General features: G+C 45.1%; 14 protein-coding genes. 4 read left to right on the forward strand and 10 right to left on the reverse strand.

Going from position 1 to position 20548, the window contains the following annotated elements; all coding sequences use genetic code 11:
* Nucleotides 1-108 precede the first annotated feature (108 nt).
* The 5 genes from ACX0G7_RS18830 to ACX0G7_RS18850 form a co-directional block, all read right to left on the reverse strand.
* Nucleotides 109-2217 (reverse strand): S9 family peptidase, encoded by a 2109-nt coding sequence (locus tag ACX0G7_RS18830; protein ID WP_458925067.1) that lies wholly within the window; start codon nt 2215-2217, stop codon nt 109-111.
* Between the two features lie 98 nt (nt 2218-2315).
* Nucleotides 2316-3731, reverse strand: coding sequence for a SusD/RagB family nutrient-binding outer membrane lipoprotein (locus ACX0G7_RS18835; protein WP_458925068.1), 1416 nt, complete (start codon nt 3729-3731; stop codon nt 2316-2318).
* Between the two features lie 11 nt (nt 3732-3742).
* Nucleotides 3743-6880, reverse strand: a complete 3138-nt coding sequence (locus ACX0G7_RS18840) for a SusC/RagA family TonB-linked outer membrane protein (protein ID WP_458925069.1) — start codon at nt 6878-6880, stop codon at nt 3743-3745.
* A gap of 327 nt (nt 6881-7207) precedes the next feature.
* Nucleotides 7208-8062, reverse strand: coding sequence for an alpha/beta hydrolase (locus tag ACX0G7_RS18845; RefSeq protein WP_458925070.1), 855 nt, complete (start codon nt 8060-8062; stop codon nt 7208-7210).
* A gap of 81 nt (nt 8063-8143) precedes the next feature.
* Nucleotides 8144-9283 (reverse strand): glycoside hydrolase family 18 protein, encoded by a 1140-nt coding sequence (locus ACX0G7_RS18850; RefSeq protein ID WP_458925071.1) that lies wholly within the window; start codon nt 9281-9283, stop codon nt 8144-8146.
* Nucleotides 9284-9433: 150 nt separating this feature from the next.
* On the opposite strand from ACX0G7_RS18850, the gene ACX0G7_RS18855 reads away from it, so the two are divergent.
* Nucleotides 9434-9910, forward strand: coding sequence for a group II truncated hemoglobin (locus ACX0G7_RS18855; protein WP_458925072.1), 477 nt, complete (start codon nt 9434-9436; stop codon nt 9908-9910).
* Between the two features lie 121 nt (nt 9911-10031).
* Here the strand turns inward: ACX0G7_RS18855 and ACX0G7_RS18860 are convergent, their stop codons facing one another.
* Nucleotides 10032-11588: a sulfatase family protein gene (locus tag ACX0G7_RS18860; protein ID WP_458925073.1), complete on the reverse strand. Its 1557-nt coding sequence runs from the start codon at nt 11586-11588 to the stop codon at nt 10032-10034.
* 98 nt (nt 11589-11686) lie between these two features.
* The gene (locus tag ACX0G7_RS18865) at nt 11687-12628 is read right to left on the reverse strand and encodes a 3-keto-disaccharide hydrolase (RefSeq protein WP_458925074.1); all 942 of its coding nucleotides are present in this window, start codon (nt 12626-12628) and stop codon (nt 11687-11689) included.
* Nucleotides 12629-12880: 252 nt separating this feature from the next.
* Between ACX0G7_RS18865 and ACX0G7_RS18870 the strand changes: the two genes are divergently transcribed.
* The 3 genes from ACX0G7_RS18870 to ACX0G7_RS18880 all read left to right on the forward strand — a co-directional run bounded on the left by ACX0G7_RS18870 (nt 12881) and on the right by ACX0G7_RS18880 (nt 17274).
* Nucleotides 12881-14491: a carboxylesterase/lipase family protein gene (locus ACX0G7_RS18870; protein WP_458925075.1), complete on the forward strand. Its 1611-nt coding sequence runs from the start codon at nt 12881-12883 to the stop codon at nt 14489-14491.
* 132 nt (nt 14492-14623) lie between these two features.
* Nucleotides 14624-15082: a (2Fe-2S)-binding protein gene (locus ACX0G7_RS18875; protein WP_458925076.1), complete on the forward strand. Its 459-nt coding sequence runs from the start codon at nt 14624-14626 to the stop codon at nt 15080-15082.
* 2 nt (nt 15083-15084) lie between these two features.
* Complete coding sequence (locus ACX0G7_RS18880) at nt 15085-17274, forward strand: xanthine dehydrogenase family protein molybdopterin-binding subunit (protein ID WP_458925077.1); 2190 nt, start codon at nt 15085-15087, stop codon at nt 17272-17274.
* Between the two features lie 240 nt (nt 17275-17514).
* On the opposite strand, the gene ACX0G7_RS18885 is transcribed toward ACX0G7_RS18880, so the two are convergent.
* From ACX0G7_RS18885 to ACX0G7_RS18895, 3 genes are all read right to left on the reverse strand, one after another.
* Complete coding sequence (locus ACX0G7_RS18885) at nt 17515-17940, reverse strand: c-type cytochrome (RefSeq protein ID WP_458925078.1); 426 nt, start codon at nt 17938-17940, stop codon at nt 17515-17517.
* A gap of 57 nt (nt 17941-17997) precedes the next feature.
* Nucleotides 17998-18666 carry a carbonic anhydrase family protein gene (locus ACX0G7_RS18890; protein ID WP_458925079.1) on the reverse strand — a complete coding sequence of 223 codons (669 nt, stop codon included), beginning with the start codon at nt 18664-18666 and terminating at the stop codon, nt 17998-18000.
* A 116-nt stretch (nt 18667-18782) separates the two neighbouring features.
* Nucleotides 18783-20408, reverse strand: a complete 1626-nt coding sequence (locus ACX0G7_RS18895) for a SulP family inorganic anion transporter (RefSeq protein ID WP_458925080.1) — start codon at nt 20406-20408, stop codon at nt 18783-18785.
* Nucleotides 20409-20548 lie beyond the last annotated feature (140 nt).

Consider the following 20548-nt stretch of genomic DNA (forward strand, 5'->3'; position numbering starts at 1 on the left):
ATCATATTCTATTAATACAAGTGAACGCTTATAGATTTTTCATCTATCCGAAGCGGGCGGTATCCATCTATCACAGATATCATCCTTGACCGCTTCTATAGGTTGACATTAATTTCTTTGACTCTTCATTAATTTTCTTTTCAGAAAATCGGCCACAGCTTCATTTACCCTTACCGTATTTTCATACCTCATCCAATGATGCGTTTCATCAGGGATCACCAGGCTTTCAAAAGGTTTTCCTTCCTGTTGAAAACGCCTTACGAGGTCAATGCTTTCATCAAAGCCAACGTTACCATCATCGTCACCATGAATAAAAAGGACCGGCGATGTCATCCCTTTGACCCAGGATACCGGTGACGACTCCCAGAGCAGCTTGCGGGCAAGCGGTGCGTCAGGCGCCTGTTCTCCATCCAGGGGCGGACTTAAGTTCAGATGATTATGCACTCCGTGAATATCAACCCCAGCAGCAAATAATTTCGAGTCACGGCCAAGTGCAAGTGCAGTAAGATATCCGCCGTAAGAGCCACCATACACACCGATCCTTGAAGCATCTACCTGGGGTTGGACTTTAAGCCATTCACCCGCTGCTTTTATATCCAGGTATTCTGACGCACCGAAGTATCCGCCTTTTACGGGGTGCTGAAAATCGTATCCGTAGCCAATACCCAAACGATAGTTGACTGCAAGCACCACAAAACCCATATTTGCCAGGTACTGATTTAGTGCATATGTGTTTGAATAATAATCTCCATAATGCCATCCGAGCAACATCTGTCTTGAAGGACCGCCATGAATAAAAACAATGGCTGGTTTTTTTCCGGTACCGGTTTTGGGTTCGAATAACTGTCCATACACAGTATTACCGTCCGACGCCTTGAAGCTTACAGATTTCGGCGTCACCAGCTGTGAAACCGGGAAATCGGGCGGAAGCAATTCTTTGCCGATGACCCGGCTTTGTTTATTCAGGGTATTCATGATCGTTAGTAAACCGGGAACCTGCGCCGTTGCACTGATATATGCGATGTTGGCCCCATCACCGGTCATTACCGGGAAAGATTCTATACCAGTTCCCGGTGTAAGCACTTCCATGGCCGCCTTATCGAATGGAACTTTGACGATGTGCCTGCGGTCGAGATCGTCCTTGTCAGGTCCCGTATTAGCGCTGGCAATAGCGAAATTGCCATCGGCACTTAGTTCTATATGTTCCAGCATAAACTTTCCCGAGGTGAGTTGCAACGGCTTACCACCGGCAGAATCTATGGAGTAAAGATGTGACCAGCCATCATGCGCCGACATAAACACCACTTTGCCGTTTGATGAAGTGAGCAGGTTATAACGGCCATGTGTATCCGGTATAGATCCTCTTAAGGTCTTTGGAGACTCCCAAAGCTTTTTCAGCATACCCGTAGTGGCGTCTGCGATACACAGGATCCAGGGAGAAGGGGTCCGGCTCGTAAGCGAATCAGGTTTGCCACCCCTGGCGGAGGTTCTTGCAAATATGATTTTTTTTCCATCCTTGCTCCATGCAGGTGAAACATCCCTGGCGAAGTCTGGAGATATCCATTGAACAGGGCTCACAGAATCCCGGAATATCCCGATGAAGGAATGGTTACCACGGGATGATACGAACGCCAGTGCTGTTCCATCAGGCGACCAGCTGATCGAACCTGTTCTGCCGCGGGCAAAAAAGAGTCTTCCCGGCATAGGCTTTCCGGACAAAGAAGCCGACCATACCTGTTCGTTCTTAAGATAGGTGACGGTATTATTTTTTGGATGAAAGATCGGATGATCGCCTTCATCGATCAAAACAGGAGTGCCACCATCAAACGGAACATGATATATGAGTACCCTCGGCGCAGATGTTTTTGCTGAAGGATTTCTGGGTACACTCTCTGCAAATGCACCATGATCGCCTCCTCTTACATAAAGAATACTGTTACCGTCCGGTGAGATGGTAATGCCGGTGATCTCCTGCCCTTCATCTTCATCGTACTGAGTAATTTTCTTAAGATTAAACAATGGTCCCCCGGCAGTATATATATTACGTTTACCTTTTTCATTGATAGCAACGGCAATCTTAGACCCGGATGTGGCACTTGTGAGTCCGGAAGCAAAAGGATATCCGGTAACCGAGGCCATTGAAAATTCCTGGGCAGATAATTCCAGCCATCCTATGGTACAAACCAGGATGGTCGTAAACACTTGTTTGATCTTCATGAACATTAAACTTGAAACAGTTATCATGGTTTTCAAAAATAATTAGCATGCTTTCATTCTTATAAAGCATGCTAATTAATACAATTCAACACCTGTTGTTATTTATCCCACCACAACCTGTCGGCGAGCGAACCGACTGTCGGTATATTTTTTCCGTTTTTGGATCTTTCGCCACTCGGGTATGCAAGCCTGCGAATGAAAGTGGTAAGCACTGCGTTTTGCGGCAACGTGAAATCCTTGTATGCATAGTTGAACCGGCGCGCATCGTTCCAGGCCTCAGGATTTAAATAAGTGGCGATATACTTTTCTTTAAATATCAGGTCCTTCGTAAGATTTGCAGCTCCGACTGCGGCAGCGGCAAGATACGCTGTTCTTTCTGTGCCAGCTGGAACCTGTAACTTATCCATGTTAGCTACGATGCCCGCCTGGTAAGCGGCGTAGGCCCTGGCAGGATCAGAAGCGAGTGCCGCTTCGGCTTCCACAAACTTCAATTCTGCATAAGTTACTATCAGCAGCGGAGAACTTGTACCCGTCCATGGCGAAGTCGAATCAACATAGTTTTCATCTTTCACCGTATTGTTTCCAGGCGGGCGGTTACCTGCACCATTAGTGGTACCAATAAAAGTTCCTGTTACCGTGGGACGGGTGATCTTTCTGAGCCTTGGATCAAAAATGCCATATGTTTTCCCGTTCAGATGATCAATGAACTGCTCAGATAACCAGCCGCTAAGCGTTAGGCCTGCGTTATTCACGGCAATCTGTGCCCAGGGGTTCCTTGTAAAAAAGGAGGCCATGCCCGCATCGTCCGCATTTGATTTGTAAGCGTTATTTACGGCAGCAAGTACAGCAGCAGGATTATAGGTTGGCGTTTTACTGACCTTGTTCAGCAACCTGGCTTTGAGCGCATAAGCCGTGAGCAGCCATTTGGCCCGGGCTCCTCCATGTATAAGATCTTTTGCGGCGAGCAGTTTGATCGGAGCATCGGTCCTGGCAAGCTGAACAATAGCAGAATCGATCAGTGTCATGCTGGTTTTATAAAGATCTTCCTGGCCATCATATTTAGGCGTGAAATTGGTGGATTGGAAAGCTTCGCTGAATGGTGCATCGCCCCATAAATCACTCACCAGTGAAAGATGATACGACAATAATACGTTTGCCACACCCAGGTATTCACTCGAATTTTGTTCGATCGCCTGTGTTTTTAAGTCGCTGATATCCGCCATGGCAAAGTACAGCGCATCCCAGGTGCTGGTGAAGTCAACTTCCTGGTAAATATCCGAGGCCGCTGCAGCGGATGGATTCGCAATGTATTGCACATAGTTTGCGGCAATAGCCCCGACATTGTAGCTGTTGATCCCGGTCTTGTGAGTAACCGTGCTTAACAGGGAAGCCAATGATGGTGTGGTCACCAGGTTGGGATTGTCATTCAGATCAAAATAGTCTTTCGAACAACTCTGAAGAATGAGAGCACCTGACAAAAAGGTGATGAGTAATAATTTATAATGCTTGTTCATAAAGATTCGTTTTAGAAGCCAACATTAAGGGTGAACAAAACTGAACGCGCCGCAGGATAAGTAAAACCTGATGAGCCATCAACATTACTTCCACTGTCTGCCGAAACAGATTCAGGATCAAGTCCATAATATTTGGTATGTAACCAAAGATTGTTACCGGTGACTGCGACAGTAAGATTTTGTATCACTTTTTTAGGCAGCCATTTTGATGGCAGCGAATATGCAAGGCTTGCAGACCGAAGACGGATCCATGATGCATCCTGCACAAATGGTTCTGAAATTGCCCGGTAATTGGTCCTGTAATATCCTTCTCCATAGTCAACTCCATCGGGGCCAAATCTCTGGTCGAGCCATACCTGCTTTGTATTCGGCGTTCCATCCGCGAGCACTCCATCAAACACTTTGAAGGACCTCCGGTTAACGGTATAATCAGCAATACCAAATGCAGCAAAGAAGTTATCAAGACGATTAAATCGTTCCATTCCCCAACGGGCATCAATAAGCGCAGAAAAGGTCAGGTTTTTATAGGAGACCGTATTGGTGAGGCCACCGATCCAGTCCGGTTGTGAGTTACCCAGTAACTTCTGGCTGGATACGGGTGCCAGTACCGGGAAGCCATTTGCACCGATAATCATTGGCCTTGACTTATCAGTTCGCACCGGATCCTCTTTATCCCCACCATAATAGCGGGCATAGTGAGTGCCATAGATATTTCCATAAGCTTCTCCCGGTATTAGTTTCATAGTGACCGGCGAATTCAGATATCCGCCACTTGCTCCACCATATACGATTTCAGTGAGTCCCTCGCGGATGCTGACAACTTTGTTGCGGTTAGCCGAAAAATTGAGGCTCGCGTCCCAGGTTACGTTTTTTGTTTTTATAGGGGTTCCTTTCAGGATCAGCTCTATGCCTTTGTTGCGCATGCTTCCGGAGTTAACCGCGGCACGAACATATCCCGTAGCGGATGATATATTTACATTGATGATCTGATCTTCACTCAACGAATGATAGAGTGTAACGTCGAAGCTTAACCGGTTTTTAAGAAAACTCATTTCCAGACCTCCCTCAATAGTATTTGTAAACTCCGGTCTGAGGTTAGGATCACCGAGATTTGCTCCCCTGGTGAACCCGGTGGTGCCTGATGGCAAACCGGTACCTGCAGGAACCGGCGCGTACGCTGAGTACCCGGTCGATGTTGCATACGGCAAAGCGTCTTTACCAATTTTTGCATAGGAAATCCTGGCCTTTGCATAACTGATAAAAGTGGGAAGCTGCAGGTGCTGGGAAAACAAATAACTCAGACTGACTGACGGATAAAAAAATGAGTTATTAGGTTTGCGTAATGTCGACGTAATATCATTCCGGCCGGTGACCGATAAAAACATAAAATTTTTATAGTCTAAGGTTGCCTCGCCGAAAATACCCATCAGGCGATAGGCGCTACTCTCATCACTTGCCGTGTACCTTGAGGCGTTCCTTAGATTATACCAGTCATAAACCCCAAGTACTGAGCCCAGAACACCACGGGCATTTGTCTCCCGGTCCAGCAGATCATGACCAAGCCTTACAGTTGCATTGAAGTTTTTGCCGATATTAGGTGTAATAGTAGCCAGGAAAGTGGAGTTGACCGCGCGATAGTGGATATTGTATTCGCCGACAAAACCTTCCTCATTATCATATGGTCTTTCATTTGTAATGCCCTTTAAACCAGGTGCGGTCCGGAAACGATGATCCGTATAGATATCACCACCGAGGCGATAGCTGAAGTTTAACCAGCTGAATGGCGTATAACCCAGGGTAACACCTCCGATGAAACGGTTTACATCATCTTTCAGACGATTTGTATAAGCCCCATAAATTGGATTGTTTGTTCCTCTCCAGAGCTGATTTCCATCTGCGTCCAGGTAATCCTTAACATTCCATCTTCCGGAAAAATATGCCAGGCTTTCACCGAATCGGTCTGCATCATAACGATAACCTCCTGAATTGGTATAGCTCATATTGAAGGAGGCTTTCAGCTTCGAACTGATATTTGCATCTACATTCAATCTTCCCGAGAGGTTTTTATAATCAGTGAATGGCAACATACCCTCCTGGTCAAAATACGAAAGGGAGGAAAAAAACTTTACCTTTTCTCCCCCACCTGAAAGGTTGACGGCAGTGCGAACCTGGTGCCCGGTCTCGTAAGCCTGTTCATAATTATCATATAGTTCATCCGGGTGGGTGGGATCGATTGCTTTTGCTTCAGCAATGGTTGGGCCCCAGGCGGGTCCCAGTCCGATCGGCGTATACACACCAAGGATTCCGGCAGTATAGACTTTCTGAATTTCCGGCGTTTTGTTGATATTCTCAAAACCATAGGTAGTGTTAACACCAATCCTGATACCTTCGCCCTTTCCTTTTTTTGTTGTAATAACGACAACGCCGTTCGCACCCCGTAATCCATATAAAGCAGTGGCGGCGCCGCCTTTCAGGATATTTATCGTTTCGATATCTTCCGGATTAACGTCTGAAGCACGATTACCTACAGATCTTACATTGTAACCCGATCCTGAACCTAATGTGGAAGTACTGTTATCGAGGATGATGCCATCAATCACAAACAGCGGATCATTCGACTGTGTTACGTCGATGGAATTGATACCACGGATACGGATAGTCGCACCCTGTCCCGGGCCACCCCCGATGCTTGAGATTGTGGCTCCTGCCACTTTTCCCTGCAATGCATTCACCAGGTTTGGCTGCATATTCCGGGTAAGCTCTTCTGCTTTCACTTCCTGGGTAGCATACCCAAGTGCTTTTTTGTCCCTTGAAATTCCCATCGCTGTTACTACTACCTCCGACAAGCCCCCCGATTCTTTTAAAACCACATTGTAAGACGATGCACTTCCAACTTTTAACTCCTGCGGCTCAAAGTTTACTGAAGAAAACACCAGCGTTATATCCGTACCTGAAACACGGATGCTGAATGATCCGTTTTCATCCGCGGTAACGGCCTTGTCTGTTCCTTTAAGTGAAACGGTGGCCCCGGGTACCGGTGCTCCGACAGCATCTTTAACGGTACCGGTAATCGTACGTTCCTGGGAGAAAACGCAAAGTGGCATGGCTCCTAATAGGATGATCCATGCAAGGAACTTTAGTTTCTGCATAAGCAATTTTTTTAGTTTTAGTAATAATTCAGCAGGTGGGCAAGGCTTAGAGAAATCGTAATCCTTCAAAAAGTACGCAAAAAACCGCAATGAAAATTAAAACACCGCAAATTTTGTCATCAGCCCAAAATAAAAAAGGAAGTGGAGAAATCTTTTTTACGGTATGACTTAAGTGTCTACCAAGCCCCTTACTCTCATTTCCTCAGGCCAAATAAAATAGTCTAACTACCTTAATTTAACCTGTTTTCGGTCATAGCGCAAAAGTAAAAGCCCCAGAGAGGGGCTTTAGGAAAGTCAGGTGAGTAATGTTTTCAGAAACAAATAATATCAGTATTGATGAAAGCTCATCGATACAAACTCGAGCACTTCTGGTAGTGACTCCCGCCAGTAGGTCCAGTTATGTGCACCATTGCGTACCCGGAATTCGTGCGGAATCTCCTTCTTCCTCATGGCTACATGCAGCATGGCATTGCCTTCATACAAAAAATCATCATCTCCGCAATCAATGAACCAGCGAACTGCTTTCTTCGTACTATCCGGCATATTGTTCACAAGTGCCACAGCACTGAGCCGGTTATAATATGCTGACAAATCTGTATCGGAAAGGGTTGGATTATCACGGATAAGGTTCTTGCGCATGTCTTCCATAGTAAGTGGTCCGGTTGAAGCGCTTAAAGGACAGGCCGCGGAAAACAATTCGGGGTGATGCATGGCATACATGAGCGTGCCCCCGCCTCCCATAGACAAACCACTGACTGCACGATAGCGTTTCTCTGCTTTTATACGGTATGTTTTTTCCACATAAGGCATTAACTCCTGGAAAAAGAAATCTTCATACTTCCAGTCGCCTTTCACAGAATTAAAATAACCACGTCTTGTGGTATTGGCATCGGGCATAACGATGATCATCGCAGTGGACTTCCCTTCCAGTATAGCCTTATCAGCGATGTGCTGTACCTCACCGAATTGCACCCAGCCTGTGTGATCATCGCCCCCACCATGCAAAAGATAAAGTACGGGGTAACTGCGCTGCGACGTTTCGTAACCGGGTGGCAAGTAGATTGCAAACTTCCGGTCCATGTTCAGGATTTTCGATTTGACTGTTAACATGTCCATTATCTTGCTGCTTTGCGCGGTAAGTAAGCAGGGACAAATCAGTAATACGATGATTAACTTTTTCATATGCAGTTTGTATTTATAATTGATTATTGATGTTCCGGTGATTATTGATGTTCCGGTAATTATTGATGTTCCAGGTGATTATCAATGTTCCAGGTTTTGATGAATTGTGTTGAGCAGGTATTTCTTCAGATCGGAGCTGTATTCCCAAAACATAACGCCTCCGAGTTTGTGTTTCTTCACATATTTGATCTTGTCCTTTACTGAACGCTCATCATCATAAGATATAAACTGGCGGGTAGAATCATTAAACAAATATGGGGCTTTGGCTTTTTTATCCCAATAAGATTTAAATCCGCGTTGGTCCAGCAGGCTATCTTTCAAAAAGGTGAACCCACCTCCCCTGGCTGTTGAAAGCACCTTATGCTGCATTACCGGTTCCCCGGCACCCGCCAGAATCCAGCTGCGTCCATAGAACGCGAGGCCCACAACCAGTTTTTCGGCTGGCACTCCAGCCTTCATGAACGTTTTTACAGCCTTATCCACTGAGTTTTCTTTTTCGTAATCTGCGGAGGGAAAAAGATTTGTATGATGTCCGACTGTTTCCCGTCCACTGAAATCATAAGTCATCAGGCTTACATAATCCAGGTACTGTTCAGCCTTTTGCATCTCCGTATTTTCGGCGAACCGGGGGAAACCACCAACGGCCGTTGTCAGCAGGTATTTGCGGTTATTTTTTTTGCTGACTGAGTCAAGCTGCAGTCGCAGGTCCCTGAACATCAAAGTAAAATTTTGTTTGTCTTCAGGCCTGTAAACATTACCTGCCTCTCCCGGTATCGCAGGATACTCCCAGTCAATATCAACACCGTCCAACTGATATTTGTCAATGATGCCAACGGCGCTTTTTGCAAAGGCTAACCTGGCAGTATCGCTCAAAACGGCATCGGAAAAGTTTTCGCTCCATGCCCATCCACCTATAGAAATGACAATCTGCAATTGCGGATTTATTTTTTTGAGCCCATTAAGTAAGCGGAAGTTTGTAGTATCTGTGGCCTCATTGGTAAGCCAGGCCCTGTTGCTCTTTACATCTACGAACGCGTAGTTTATTATAGAAAGTTTAGCCGCATCGATCAATGAAGGGTCTAACAAACCACGGAAGCCACCAACATATCCTATTACCACCTTTTTTGTTTTTGTCGGGGCGGGGCTAAGGGAGATCACCAGGATGCATACCAGGAAACAAACTGCCAGCCTGAATGGAAAAGAGTTTGGGAATTTGTTCATTGCAATGTTGACTTTGTTCGCTCAATACTAATTCTAATTTCTCAGAATCATATCCGGCATTGAATTAAATTTTCATGTCAATGTAGACCGCTGCTCATGTCAGCCATTCTTTTTGGGGCTGAAGCAGGAAGTTGCTAAATTGAATGTATTATGACCAACACCACACCAGTACCTACATTATATGAATGGATCGGCGGCATGCCGGTGATAGAGGCTCTATTTACAGCGTTTTATAAAAAAGTATTGAAGGACGATCTTCTCGCACCGATCTTCAGGCATATGTCCCCTTCACATCAGTTGCATGTGGCTCATTTCATAGCGGAAGTTTTTGGCGGGCCAAAACTTTATTCTGAAGAAGATGGATCTCATTACAAAATGATCCAAAAACACCTGGGAAAACATCTGACTGAAGCCCATCGACAGCGTTGGGCAAGTTTATTAATTGCCACCGCTGACGAAATGAATGTTCCCGCCGATCCGGAATTTCGCTCCGCCTTTGTTGCCTATATCGAATGGGGAACACGGATAGCGATTATCAATTCTCACCTGGATGAAACAACGATGCAGTCCGACGAGCCTATGCCAGCCTGGGGTTGGGGTGAAACAAAAGGTCCTTATATTCCCTGAGGCCGACAATGTAAACAACCAGAATCTTTGAAATTAACCTGTACTAAACCAATGATGAACCATTTGTTCCGTCGAATAGTTGGTACAAATGCTTATGATAAGCGTGGCGATTGAAGCATGGTTAATGCTGCATCAATATATTTTTGGCATCCTGATCATCATAATAATCAATGAGGAAATGTAGCTTTTTCAATAACTCAGCTTGAATTTTTTCAGTGCCTTTAGCCCCATAGATATTATTCATTTCATGTGGATCTTTTGAAAGGTCATATAGTTCCCAGCTATTTACATCCTGGTAGAAGCGGATAAGTTTATACCTCTTTGTACTGACACCAAAATGAGGTGACACCGAATGTTCACCATGTTCATAGTAATGATAAAAGATCGCATCGCGCCAGGCCATCTTTTTATCAACTTTATTGGCGGGGTTGTTGGAGACTATCCGGAGGAAAGATCTCCCCTGCATATCATCGGGCACCTTCAATCCCGCTGCCTCCAGGATGGTCGGGCCAATATCAAGATTCATTACCAGGTCCTCGTTTGAAGTACCGGGTATTATCTTTCCCGGGTAGCGCATAACCATTGGCGTTCGGAACGACTCTTCATACATGAAGCGTTTATCGAACCACCCGTGTTCCCCAAGGTAGAATCCCTGGTCGGAAACATAGATGACAATAGTGTTTTCAGTAAGTCCCTTGTTGTCGAGATAATCAAGCGTCCGCTTTATGTTCCGGTCCATTGATGCTGCAGTGCTGAGGTAGTCCCTCATATAACGCTGGTATTTCCATTCGATCAGTGCTTTGCCGGAAAGATTTTTTTTCCTGAGATCCGCATAGACTCCCGCATAATAGGCATCAGATTTTGTACGCTGAGCCGCATTCATCCTTAATATGCTGTTTTCGTTTATAGTACTGTCGAACATTTTCAGGTCATAGTCCATGCGCATGGTTTTTTCAATGCTCATATCCTGCACCCTTGCGGCTTCCCTGCCCTTGTAATCGTCGTAAAAATTTGGAGGCAACGGAAACGTAACTGAATCAAATCTTCCAAGATCCGGGGTATCAGGTTGCCACATACGGTGTGGTGCCTTGTGACCTATTACCAGGCAAAACGGTTTGCTGGTATCCCTTTCTTCCATCCACTTTTCAGCAAGATCTTCAGTTATGTTTGAAGCATAACCCTCAAGGCGCTTGCGTGTTCCGTCCATCATGATTATGTCCGGGTTATAATAACTTCCCTGGCCTGGAAAAACCTGGAAATGAGTAAAGCCTGCAGGGAGTGCCTGCAGGTGCCATTTTCCAATCCATGCGGTCTGGTAACCGGCACCGGTCAGTTCTTTAATGAAAGTATTCTGACTACTGTCAAAACGGGTAGTCACATTGTCCTTGAATCCATTTTTATGACTGTATTTCCCGGTTAATATCACCGCGCGGCTCGGACCGCAAATCGAGTTGGTAACGTAGGCTTTTTTAAAAATTACTCCTTCCTTTGCTATCCTGTCTATACCCGGCGTTTGTACCAGTTTGGAACCGTAAGCACTGATTGCCTGGTATGCGTGATCATCCGAAACGATCAGGATGATGTTCGGTCGTTTTGAAGAAGATGCGGAGCCACCAGAAGCCGGCTGAGTAGTTCCCGAAAAATTATTAGGCTGGGCTGAGGTTCGATAACTCAGCATTGTTAAAATAAAAACAGAGACCGCTGTAGCGAGAAACGAATTGATGGTGTTGAACATTAAACAATGGCACTTAATGACAAATAATGTAATAATTCGCGTTAAGGTTTTGCAGGAGTGATGACGATGTTTCGGTATTCAACCGGTCCGTGATCGCCCTGTATCATAATAGGACCTGGTTCGCCCTCGTTGCTATCGAGCGCGCCGCCGGTAATGCCCGGAATTGTCTGATTGCATATTACCGTTTTTCCATTAGCTACAACATTTATCATCCGGCCATTCAGTGTGATATCAAAGTACTGCCATTCGCCTGCAGGTTTCGCGGCCATTTCACTCGGCACAATAAAGCCATAAACTGCACTATAGTCACCGCGGGTTGGCTCGCTGCCTGCATTATCAGAAACCTGCACTTCATATCTTCCCCTGAGATATACACCGCTGTTACTTCCCTTCGGATACCTGAACTCGATATGTAACTTGAAATCAGTAAAAGTTTTTTCGCTACGGATATTGGAACCGGATTCGGGGCTTTTTAAAACCCCATCAGCAGCTACCCACTGCTTTTTGGTTCCCAGTTGTTGCCAACCACTTAAATCCTTTCCATTAAACAGTGTTATTGGTGCATCATACTGAACCGTTGCTTTGGCTTTAAGCGCTGGTGCTCTTTTGCCGGTAAACGAATAACTTTTTGTATCAGGCATCGTGATCGTTCCGGAGATGGTTTCACCCTGAAGATTCCCTTCAAGTTTCAGATCTTCCTTACCATCCTCCCACTGTTTTGGAATCTGGAAGCTGAATTTTGAACCCTCAATTTTTATCGTTGAAACGGGTCTTGAGCTCCCGGATATACCAACAAAGTAACCAACCGTTGAACTGTTACCTGAATGAACCACTTCGAGCCAGGAAGGAAAATTTTTCCCATCCTTAACTATAGTGATATCCCATTTGCCTTCAAGGGGATTTGTCTGAACTGGTTTTACGAAAGAGACTAATACAAAGATGAACACGAGGGATAACAAAACCCTGCCGGCACTTTTTTTCATTGGTTCGCTTTTAAGCCTTCAAGATAGCTAAAAAATCAAATGAAGATCTTTTTGTCAAACATAGAGGTCCCGGGATTCATACATAGAAATCCCGGAAACGCAGACATATAAATTCTGGAAATGTTCATATAACAATTCCGGAAACTCAGACCTACAAAACCCGGATACATTGATTCCCACAATCGGTCAACGTTAATTTTGATTAGTGTATATTGTCAGTGACATTTCTTCGATAAATTCTAAAAATAAATTATGCGTCTACGGATATTGCTTGTTTTCTTAACGTTGGTACTATTTCAAACCAACGGATCATCTCAAAAAAATGACCAGGACCCGGTCAGGGCAGGTAAAGATTATGCTATTGTAACAACTGCCTATGGTAAAGTAAGGGGATACAGTAGCAATGGGATCTATACGTATAAAGGCATTCCCTATGCCAAATCGCAAAGATTCATGGCCGCCCAAAAACCAGACTCATGGCAGGGTGTAAGGAGTTCCATGACCTATGGACCGGTTTGCCCGATGGACGTTACCACCACGACAATGGACGAAGGTGAATTCCCGTTTCAGCACAACTGGGGATATACCAATGAGAAATGTCAAAGCCTGAATATATGGACCCCTGAGATAAGTACCGCGAAGAAAAGACCTGTGCTTGTGTGGTTTCACGGCGGTGGATTTACTGCGGGCTCATCTGTGGAACTTCCATCTTATGATGGAGAAAAGCTGGCACAGAAAGGTGACGTGGTATTGGTGTCCGTGAACCATCGTCTGAATGTATTGGGATTTCTTGACATGTCTGCATATGGAGAAAAGTATAAATCGTCAGCCAATGCTGGACTTACTGACCTCGTTGCAGCCCTCGAATGGGTAAAGGAAAACATTGCAGGTTTTGGTGGAGATCCTGCCAACATAACCATATTCGGTCAGTCGGGAGGTGGAGCTAAGGTAACATCCTTAATGTTTGCTCCTTCTGCAAAAGGACTTTTTCACAAAGCGATTGTGCAAAGCGGAAGCTATCTTAATAATTTCAATGACAGTTCAGCGACAAGACTGGTAAGTGCAGCAATACTTGCTGAGCTTAATTTACAACCGGGCCAGGCTGATGAGCTTCAAAATGTCCCTTATGAAAAACTAAATGCTGCTTCGAAAAAAGCAATGGCGAAGGTCGCCGGGGAGCTTAAAGCCCAGGGAAAGCCACCAATGGTTTTTGGATGGGGACCGGGCATGGACGGCAGCTTCCTGCCATACCAGGTCTCAGATCCGAAAGGAATGGAAATTTCAAAAGACGTTCCCCTGCTTGTCGGCACCACGAAAAACGAATTCACACCGTTTAATCCCGCGTTAAGGAACATGACTATGGAGCAGGTAAATGAAAATTTAAAAAAGCAATACGGGGATAAATCGCAGGCCTATATCGAGGCGGTCAATAAAGCGTACCCGGGTAAACTTCAGCCAGGCAATTATGTTGATCTTGATCTCATGTTCCGGGCCGGCGCAGTTAAGCAGGCAGATATGAAATCTGCTCAGGCCGCTCCGGTATATATGTACCTGTTCAGCTGGCAGTCACCGGTAATGGATGGCCAGTTCAAAGCGATGCATTGCATGGAGCTCCCTTTCGTTTTTGACAATATCGACCGTTGCAGGGAAATGACGGGAGGAGGAAAAAATGCGAAGGTGCTGGCCGGCAAAATGAGCCAGTCCTGGATAAACTTTGCCCGGACCGGCAACCCTAATCATGCGGGATTACCCACCTGGCCAAAGTATACGGCACAGAACGGGGCCACTATGATTTTCGATAATGTAAACGTGGTAAAGAACGGTCATGATAAAGATTTGCTGACCATTGCTACCGCGAAGTAGAGGCAGCAGATTTTAATTTGAACCCTCATCCGGAATCAGTAAGTTTAGGAGTAAATTCAATCTTTTTTTGCAGGATTTCAGCTGCCTGACTTTAGCAGGCCAGCGCAAAATATAAACATTCAAGAATTCTATATGGCCAGTTATCAACTTAAAATCAATGGCAAATCCTACACTGCCGATGTGGAGGCAGATACTCCTCTTCTTTGGGTGCTCAGAGACCACCTGGGACTTGTAGGTACGAAGTATGGTTGCGGCATCTCACAATGTGGTGCCTGCACGGTACATGTAAATGGGACAGCAACACGTTCCTGTATGTTTCCGGTTTCAGGAGTGAAAACTGCTGAGGTTACCACTATTGAAGGTTTGTCTGAAAAGGGTGACCACCCGGTTCAACAGGCCTGGGATGAAGTTGATGTTGCACAATGCGGTTATTGCCAGGCGGGACAAATTATGACCGCGGCGGCGCTGCTGAAAAAAAATCCCAACCCGACGGAACAAGAAATTGCAACAGCCATGCACGGAAATATCTGCAGATGCGGTGCATACCATCGTATTCGTGAAGCAGTCGTTTTAGCCAGCAAAAAAATATAATTATGTCAAGTCCAATAAAAAACAGCCGCAGAAATTTTCTCAAACTATCTACACTAACAACCGGTGGACTACTGCTTGGGTTTGATTGGTTTGCTAAAGAAGTTTCAGCTGCAACGCTTGTTGATACTGCAGGTATCACAGGCATCACCGGCAACGTTGGTTTCAACAGTTATCTTTCTATTTCCACTGATGGTGTAATTACCCTCCTTTCTCCTAACCCGGAACTGGGTCAGAACATCATGACTTCGTTTCCGATGATAGTTGCAGAGGAACTGGACGCTGACTGGACAAAAGTAAAAGTTGTTCAGGCAAAACTTAATACCTCTGATTTCGACAGGCAGGTTACCGGTGGTAGCGGGGCCGTACCACACTCATGGAAACTGTTGAGAAACGCAGGTGGTACCGCAAGGTTTATGCTTATCGAAGCAGCGGCAAAACGTTGGGGTGTTCCCTCAACTGAATGTACAGCGGCAAACAGTTTTGTTATTCATACGCCAAGCGGAAAAAAACTTGGATACGGAGAACTTGCTGAAGAAGCAAAGGCTATCCCCGTTCCAAAAGAAGTAAAGCTTAAGGATCCCAAAGATTTTAAATTGATAGGTACTGCCGTAAAGAATGTCGCTAATAGCGATATCCATACCGGTAAGCCATTGTTTGGCCTTGATTTTTATCGTGAAGGAATGTTGCATGCGATGATCCAGCGGCCAAAAGCATTCGGATTAAAAATTAAATCAGTTGATACCAGTGCTGCGAAAGCGATGCCGGGTATTACCGATGTCGTGACTTTTGGAAACAACGTAGCAGTTGTCGGAAAATCCACCTGGCAGGTTATGAAAGCCCGGAAGGCGCTGAAGATTGAATATGAAAAAGATGGCAACCTTGAAAGCAGCACAGATCACGACAAACTATTTGTAACCCTTCTCAAAGAAGGTAAGGCAAAAACAGAAAGAAAAGATGGAGATGTAGATGCTGCTTTCAGTAAAGCAGCTAAGATCGTAACCAGCGAATATCAATGTCCATTTCTTCCGCATAGCCCGATGGAGCCGATGAACTTTTTTGCGCATGTCCGGCCTGACGGTGTAGAACTTGTAGGGCCAACGCAAACACCCGGAAGTGCGAGGGCGGCTACCTCCAAGTTGCTGAATATTCCTGAAGATAAAATAACCCTTGACATCACCCGTCTGGGTGGCGGATTCGGAAGAAGATTGAAGTTTGATTATGTCACTGAAGCTGCCGAGTTATCAAGCATTGTAAAAGCCCCGGTGAAAGTAACCTGGTCCAAGGAAGATGATATGACAGGTGGCAGTTACCGACCAGCTGTACGTTATCGTTTCGAAGCTGCGTTGGATGCCAGTGGCAATATGATTGGTTATAAGTTGCGTGGAGTCGGTATAAATTCTGGTAATCCTACCCGTCAGGACAATTTTCCTGCCGGTGCTGTCGACAATTTATTGATAGAATCAGTGGAACATAGTTCACCGATAACTACCGGACCATGGAGGGCACCTATAACAAACTTCCTCGCTTTTGCAGAACAGTCGTTCCTTGATGAGGTTGCCTATGCTGCTAAAAAAGATCCGGTACAGTTCCGGCTTGATCTGTTTCAGAAAGCAAAAACTGCTCCTGCCGGTGCAATCAAATATGACATTGACCGGATGATTGCCGTAACTAAACTCGCTGCTGAAAAATCCAATTGGGGAAAACAAAAAGGAGTCTTCCAGGGATTCAGTGTTTATTTTTCACACCGATCTTATGTTGCACAGGTTTGTAATGTGGTGATGGAAAAAGGTATCCCGGTCGTGAAGAACATTACTGCAGTTTCGGATTGTGGACAGGTAATAAACTTAAGTGGCGCGAGGCAACAGGTAATGGGCGGAGTGGTTGATGGGTACGGGCACGCCATGTTTGGAAAACTTTCATTCAAAGACGGAGAAACAGAACAAAAGAATTATAATTCATACCGGCTGATACGAATGAGAGAGATCCCTGGGATCGAAACACATTTCGTGAATAATGGTATTGACCCCACAGGACTTGGTGAGCCGGCACTGCCACCAACAGGCGGCGCTGTAGCCAACGCTATTTTCAAAGCAACGGGCAAACGTATAAAGGATCAACCTTTTATTGAGCACCCGGTTTTTAATCCCAAACAACCTAAGAGCACTTTACAGAATCCATCCAAAGTCAGTTAGTGAATACTTATAAAATAGCACGCGCGCCGGTATCAATGGCGCGCGTGTTTTTTTTTGTATAGCTACTTGTTTTTTGTATAGCTACTTGTTTCGATGTATAGCTACTTGTTTCGATGTATAGCTACTTGTTTCGGTGTATAGCTACTTGTTTGGTTGTATAGCTACTTCATTTTGTTATACAGCTACTCCCTGTTTTTACGCAGCTACGTTTGTACGCAGCTACTTCATTTCCTCTTCTGGCTACTTCTTCTCGGGAATGGCTTTTACCATTTCTTCGGTGACCATTTTTTTGGCAGAAGAGTTACCCCAGGCATTCCGGATATAATTCATTACATCTGCAATTTCATTGTTTTCCAGGCCTGGGTTTGGCATAAGGTTATCATACTCCTTTCCGTTCACTGTGATCTTTCCTTCCATACCAAACTTTACGGCATAGATTGATTTATCCAGTGACTTTGTAAGAAAATCAGCCTTGGCGAGGGGTGGAAAACTACCTTCTATGCCTTCACCCTTTTCCTGGTGGCAGCTCATACATCTTTCGACATAAATAGTTTTTCCCCTGGCTATACTCTCAGCTAATTTGTCTTTCTGGACCGGGGCATAAGGCGACGGTGTTATTGCCGAACATAACACAAAACCAATAATAATTAATGCTACAATCTTCATAGCGATAAAATTAATCCATTCCTTTCAAAAAAGGCAAGGATCTCCTATTGTTTTGTATCAATTCACAACTGCCATCTCCCCCGCTTCTTTAACAACTGTCTTTTCATCATAAAATTCAACCTGGCCGGTAGTAACATCATACATCGCTGCACCAATTCCTATCTTACCTTCTTCCACCATATCCCGCAGGATCGGGCTACGACTCAGGATCTCTTCCACCCCTTTCATAACATTGATCCTGGACACATTTTCCACAAACTCAGCATTCGCTGAGGTCCTGTTTTCAGAGGTTGTGGTTTCTGCTTCAACTGCCGGTTTAACTTTCGCTAACAGTCCCGTGAGATTTCCCATCTGCACATTGTCGCATGCACCTTTGATTGCACCGCATTTTGAATGACCAAGCACCATGATGAATTTAGAACCTGCCACATTGCATGCGAATTCCATACTTCCAAGAATATCACTATTAATAATGTTCCCAGCTATCCGCACACTAAATATATCGCCAAGCCCCTGGTCAAATATTAATTCTGCAGAAGTGCGGCTGTCTATGCAACTTAATACGACTGCAAATGGCCACTGTCCGTCACGGGTTTCATTAACCTGCTCCAGGAAATTACGGTTCAGTTTCAGATTTTGAACAAAACGCTTGTTTCCATCTTTTAAAATCTGCAATGCGCGGGCGGGGGTAATCTTTTCCTGTGACTCTTTGTTAATTGTTCTCATTATTGTGGCTTTAATTGATTTTGAAAATCTGGTTTTAGTGTCAAAAAATTTAAACGTTCTTATAAAGTTAGCGGGCACATTAACTGACATGATGTTTAAATGTACCCGCAGCTTGCTTATTCAACTCTTGCGAATTTGTGTTGATCAGGTGGTTCTGCGGTATGCTCGCGGGAAATCACAGATAAAGTAACGTGATGGGAATTATCTAATGGGTAATTCTGTTTGAACCCTCTTAGTTCGCAGGAAATGTTCTTCTCCGGAGCCTGAATTTCTTTGAAGTCCTTTATTGTTTCCATCACATCAAAGTCGATGTACTTGGTATTTGACGCATCGATTGTAACATAGGAACCAGCAGGCAACTGATCCAGCGTAAGTTTTATACTCGCCTTGTTCAGGAAAGTCACTTCTTCAGATAAAGTGATAGTGATCTTTTCCCCGGGATGGTAGTTTCGCTTATGAAAATAGTATGGATTCTTCATGTTGACATACATCACCCCGAACATGCTGACCAACAGTCCCAGCGCTACTCCTGTCAACAGATCCGTAAGGACAACTGCAACCACTGTAACGATAAATGGAAGAAACTGGAAACGACCATTACTGTACATAGATTTAAATACCGAAATTTTCGCCAGTTTGTACCCGGTAACAAGCAGGATCGCAGCGAGTGCACCTAAAGGGATTTTGTTGAGCACCCATGGAATCAGGGCGGAGCATGCAAGTATCAGCGTGCCATGGATGATGGTGGACATTTTCGTTCTGGCTCCTGCATTTATGTTTGCAGATGAACGTACAATAACACTGGTTATAGGTAGTCCACCGAGCATCCCTGAAACAATGTTTCCGACTCCCTGCGCCTTCAACTCCCGGTTCTGATCAGTTATCCTCCGGTGTGGATCCAATTTATCGACCGCTTCAATACACAACAACGTTTCTATCGAAGCGACCGCCGCAATAGTTGCCCCGGTGAGCAGCACATCCTTTGAGAAAACCCTTGAAAAGTCAGGGAAGGTGAAGAGTGCCGCAAACTCGTTCAGACTTTGCGCAACAGGTATCTGTACAAGAAACCTGTTATCCAGCGCCAGTGACGGGAAAAAAGCGGCAAACATCAGGTTTAGCAGAACCGCGATCAATACGGCGGCCAACGCCCCAGGTATAATTTTCAGGGGTTTCATAAATGGTTTGTCCCACAGAATGAGCGTAGCCAGAGAGACCACAGTGATTATCGTTACACCAGGATGAATGTTCTGAATAACACTAACCAGGTTGCCGAAGAATCCCGGAGAATTATCAGCAGCAGCATCTGAAACGTTCTGACTCGCGTCATACCCGATCGCATAAGGCAGCTGTTTAATGATAATGATAATTCCTATGGCTGTTAACATTCCTTTGATGACACTGCCTGGAAAATAGTTTGCAATACTTCCCGCCTTCAGGAAACCCAGCACCAGTTGGAATATACCCGCCAGCACAACTGCAGCAAGAAAAACATTGAACGAACCGACCTGGGAGATACCAGCAACAACTATAGCGGTTAACCCTGCTGCGGGTCCGCTTACACTTAAATGAGAATTACTTAATGCGCCGATAACAATGCCTCCTATAATTCCGGCTATGAGGCCGCTGAAAAAAGGGGCGCCTGAAGCCAGCGCTATGCCCAAACATAGTGGCACCGCCACCAAAAAAACGACTATACCGGAAGAAAGATCTGATTTTAGATTTTGCATGTTGACTGCTTTCATACAAAAAATTGTTAGTGGGTATCAGTTAAGGAATTTCGAATCCCCGTGGCATCTGAAACAACCGTTTTGATCCACAGGACCGATAAGCGCATTGCGCAGCATCCATTATAAAATTTGATTACTTACCCGCCGCAACCGGG

The organism is Flavitalea antarctica, from assembly GCF_054461535.1.

Coding starts and splice junctions, on each gene's coding strand:
- ACX0G7_RS18830 (WP_458925067.1), bottom strand. CDS start 2,217: ATGAAGATCAAACAAGTGTTTACGACCATCCTGGTTTGTACCATAGGA.
- ACX0G7_RS18835 (WP_458925068.1), bottom strand. CDS start 3,731: ATGAACAAGCATTATAAATTATTACTCATCACCTTTTTGTCAGGTGCT.
- ACX0G7_RS18840 (WP_458925069.1), bottom strand. CDS start 6,880: ATGCAGAAACTAAAGTTCCTTGCATGGATCATCCTATTAGGAGCCATG.
- ACX0G7_RS18845 (WP_458925070.1), bottom strand. CDS start 8,062: ATGAAAAAGTTAATCATCGTATTACTGATTTGTCCCTGCTTACTTACC.
- ACX0G7_RS18850 (WP_458925071.1), bottom strand. CDS start 9,283: ATGAACAAATTCCCAAACTCTTTTCCATTCAGGCTGGCAGTTTGTTTC.
- ACX0G7_RS18855 (WP_458925072.1), top strand. CDS start 9,434: ATGACCAACACCACACCAGTACCTACATTATATGAATGGATCGGCGGC.
- ACX0G7_RS18860 (WP_458925073.1), bottom strand. CDS start 11,588: ATGCTGAGTTATCGAACCTCAGCCCAGCCTAATAATTTTTCGGGAACT.
- ACX0G7_RS18865 (WP_458925074.1), bottom strand. CDS start 12,628: ATGAAAAAAAGTGCCGGCAGGGTTTTGTTATCCCTCGTGTTCATCTTT.
- ACX0G7_RS18870 (WP_458925075.1), top strand. CDS start 12,881: ATGCGTCTACGGATATTGCTTGTTTTCTTAACGTTGGTACTATTTCAA.
- ACX0G7_RS18875 (WP_458925076.1), top strand. CDS start 14,624: ATGGCCAGTTATCAACTTAAAATCAATGGCAAATCCTACACTGCCGAT.
- ACX0G7_RS18880 (WP_458925077.1), top strand. CDS start 15,085: ATGTCAAGTCCAATAAAAAACAGCCGCAGAAATTTTCTCAAACTATCT.
- ACX0G7_RS18885 (WP_458925078.1), bottom strand. CDS start 17,940: ATGAAGATTGTAGCATTAATTATTATTGGTTTTGTGTTATGTTCGGCA.
- ACX0G7_RS18890 (WP_458925079.1), bottom strand. CDS start 18,666: ATGAGAACAATTAACAAAGAGTCACAGGAAAAGATTACCCCCGCCCGC.
- ACX0G7_RS18895 (WP_458925080.1), bottom strand. CDS start 20,408: ATGAAAGCAGTCAACATGCAAAATCTAAAATCAGATCTTTCTTCCGGT.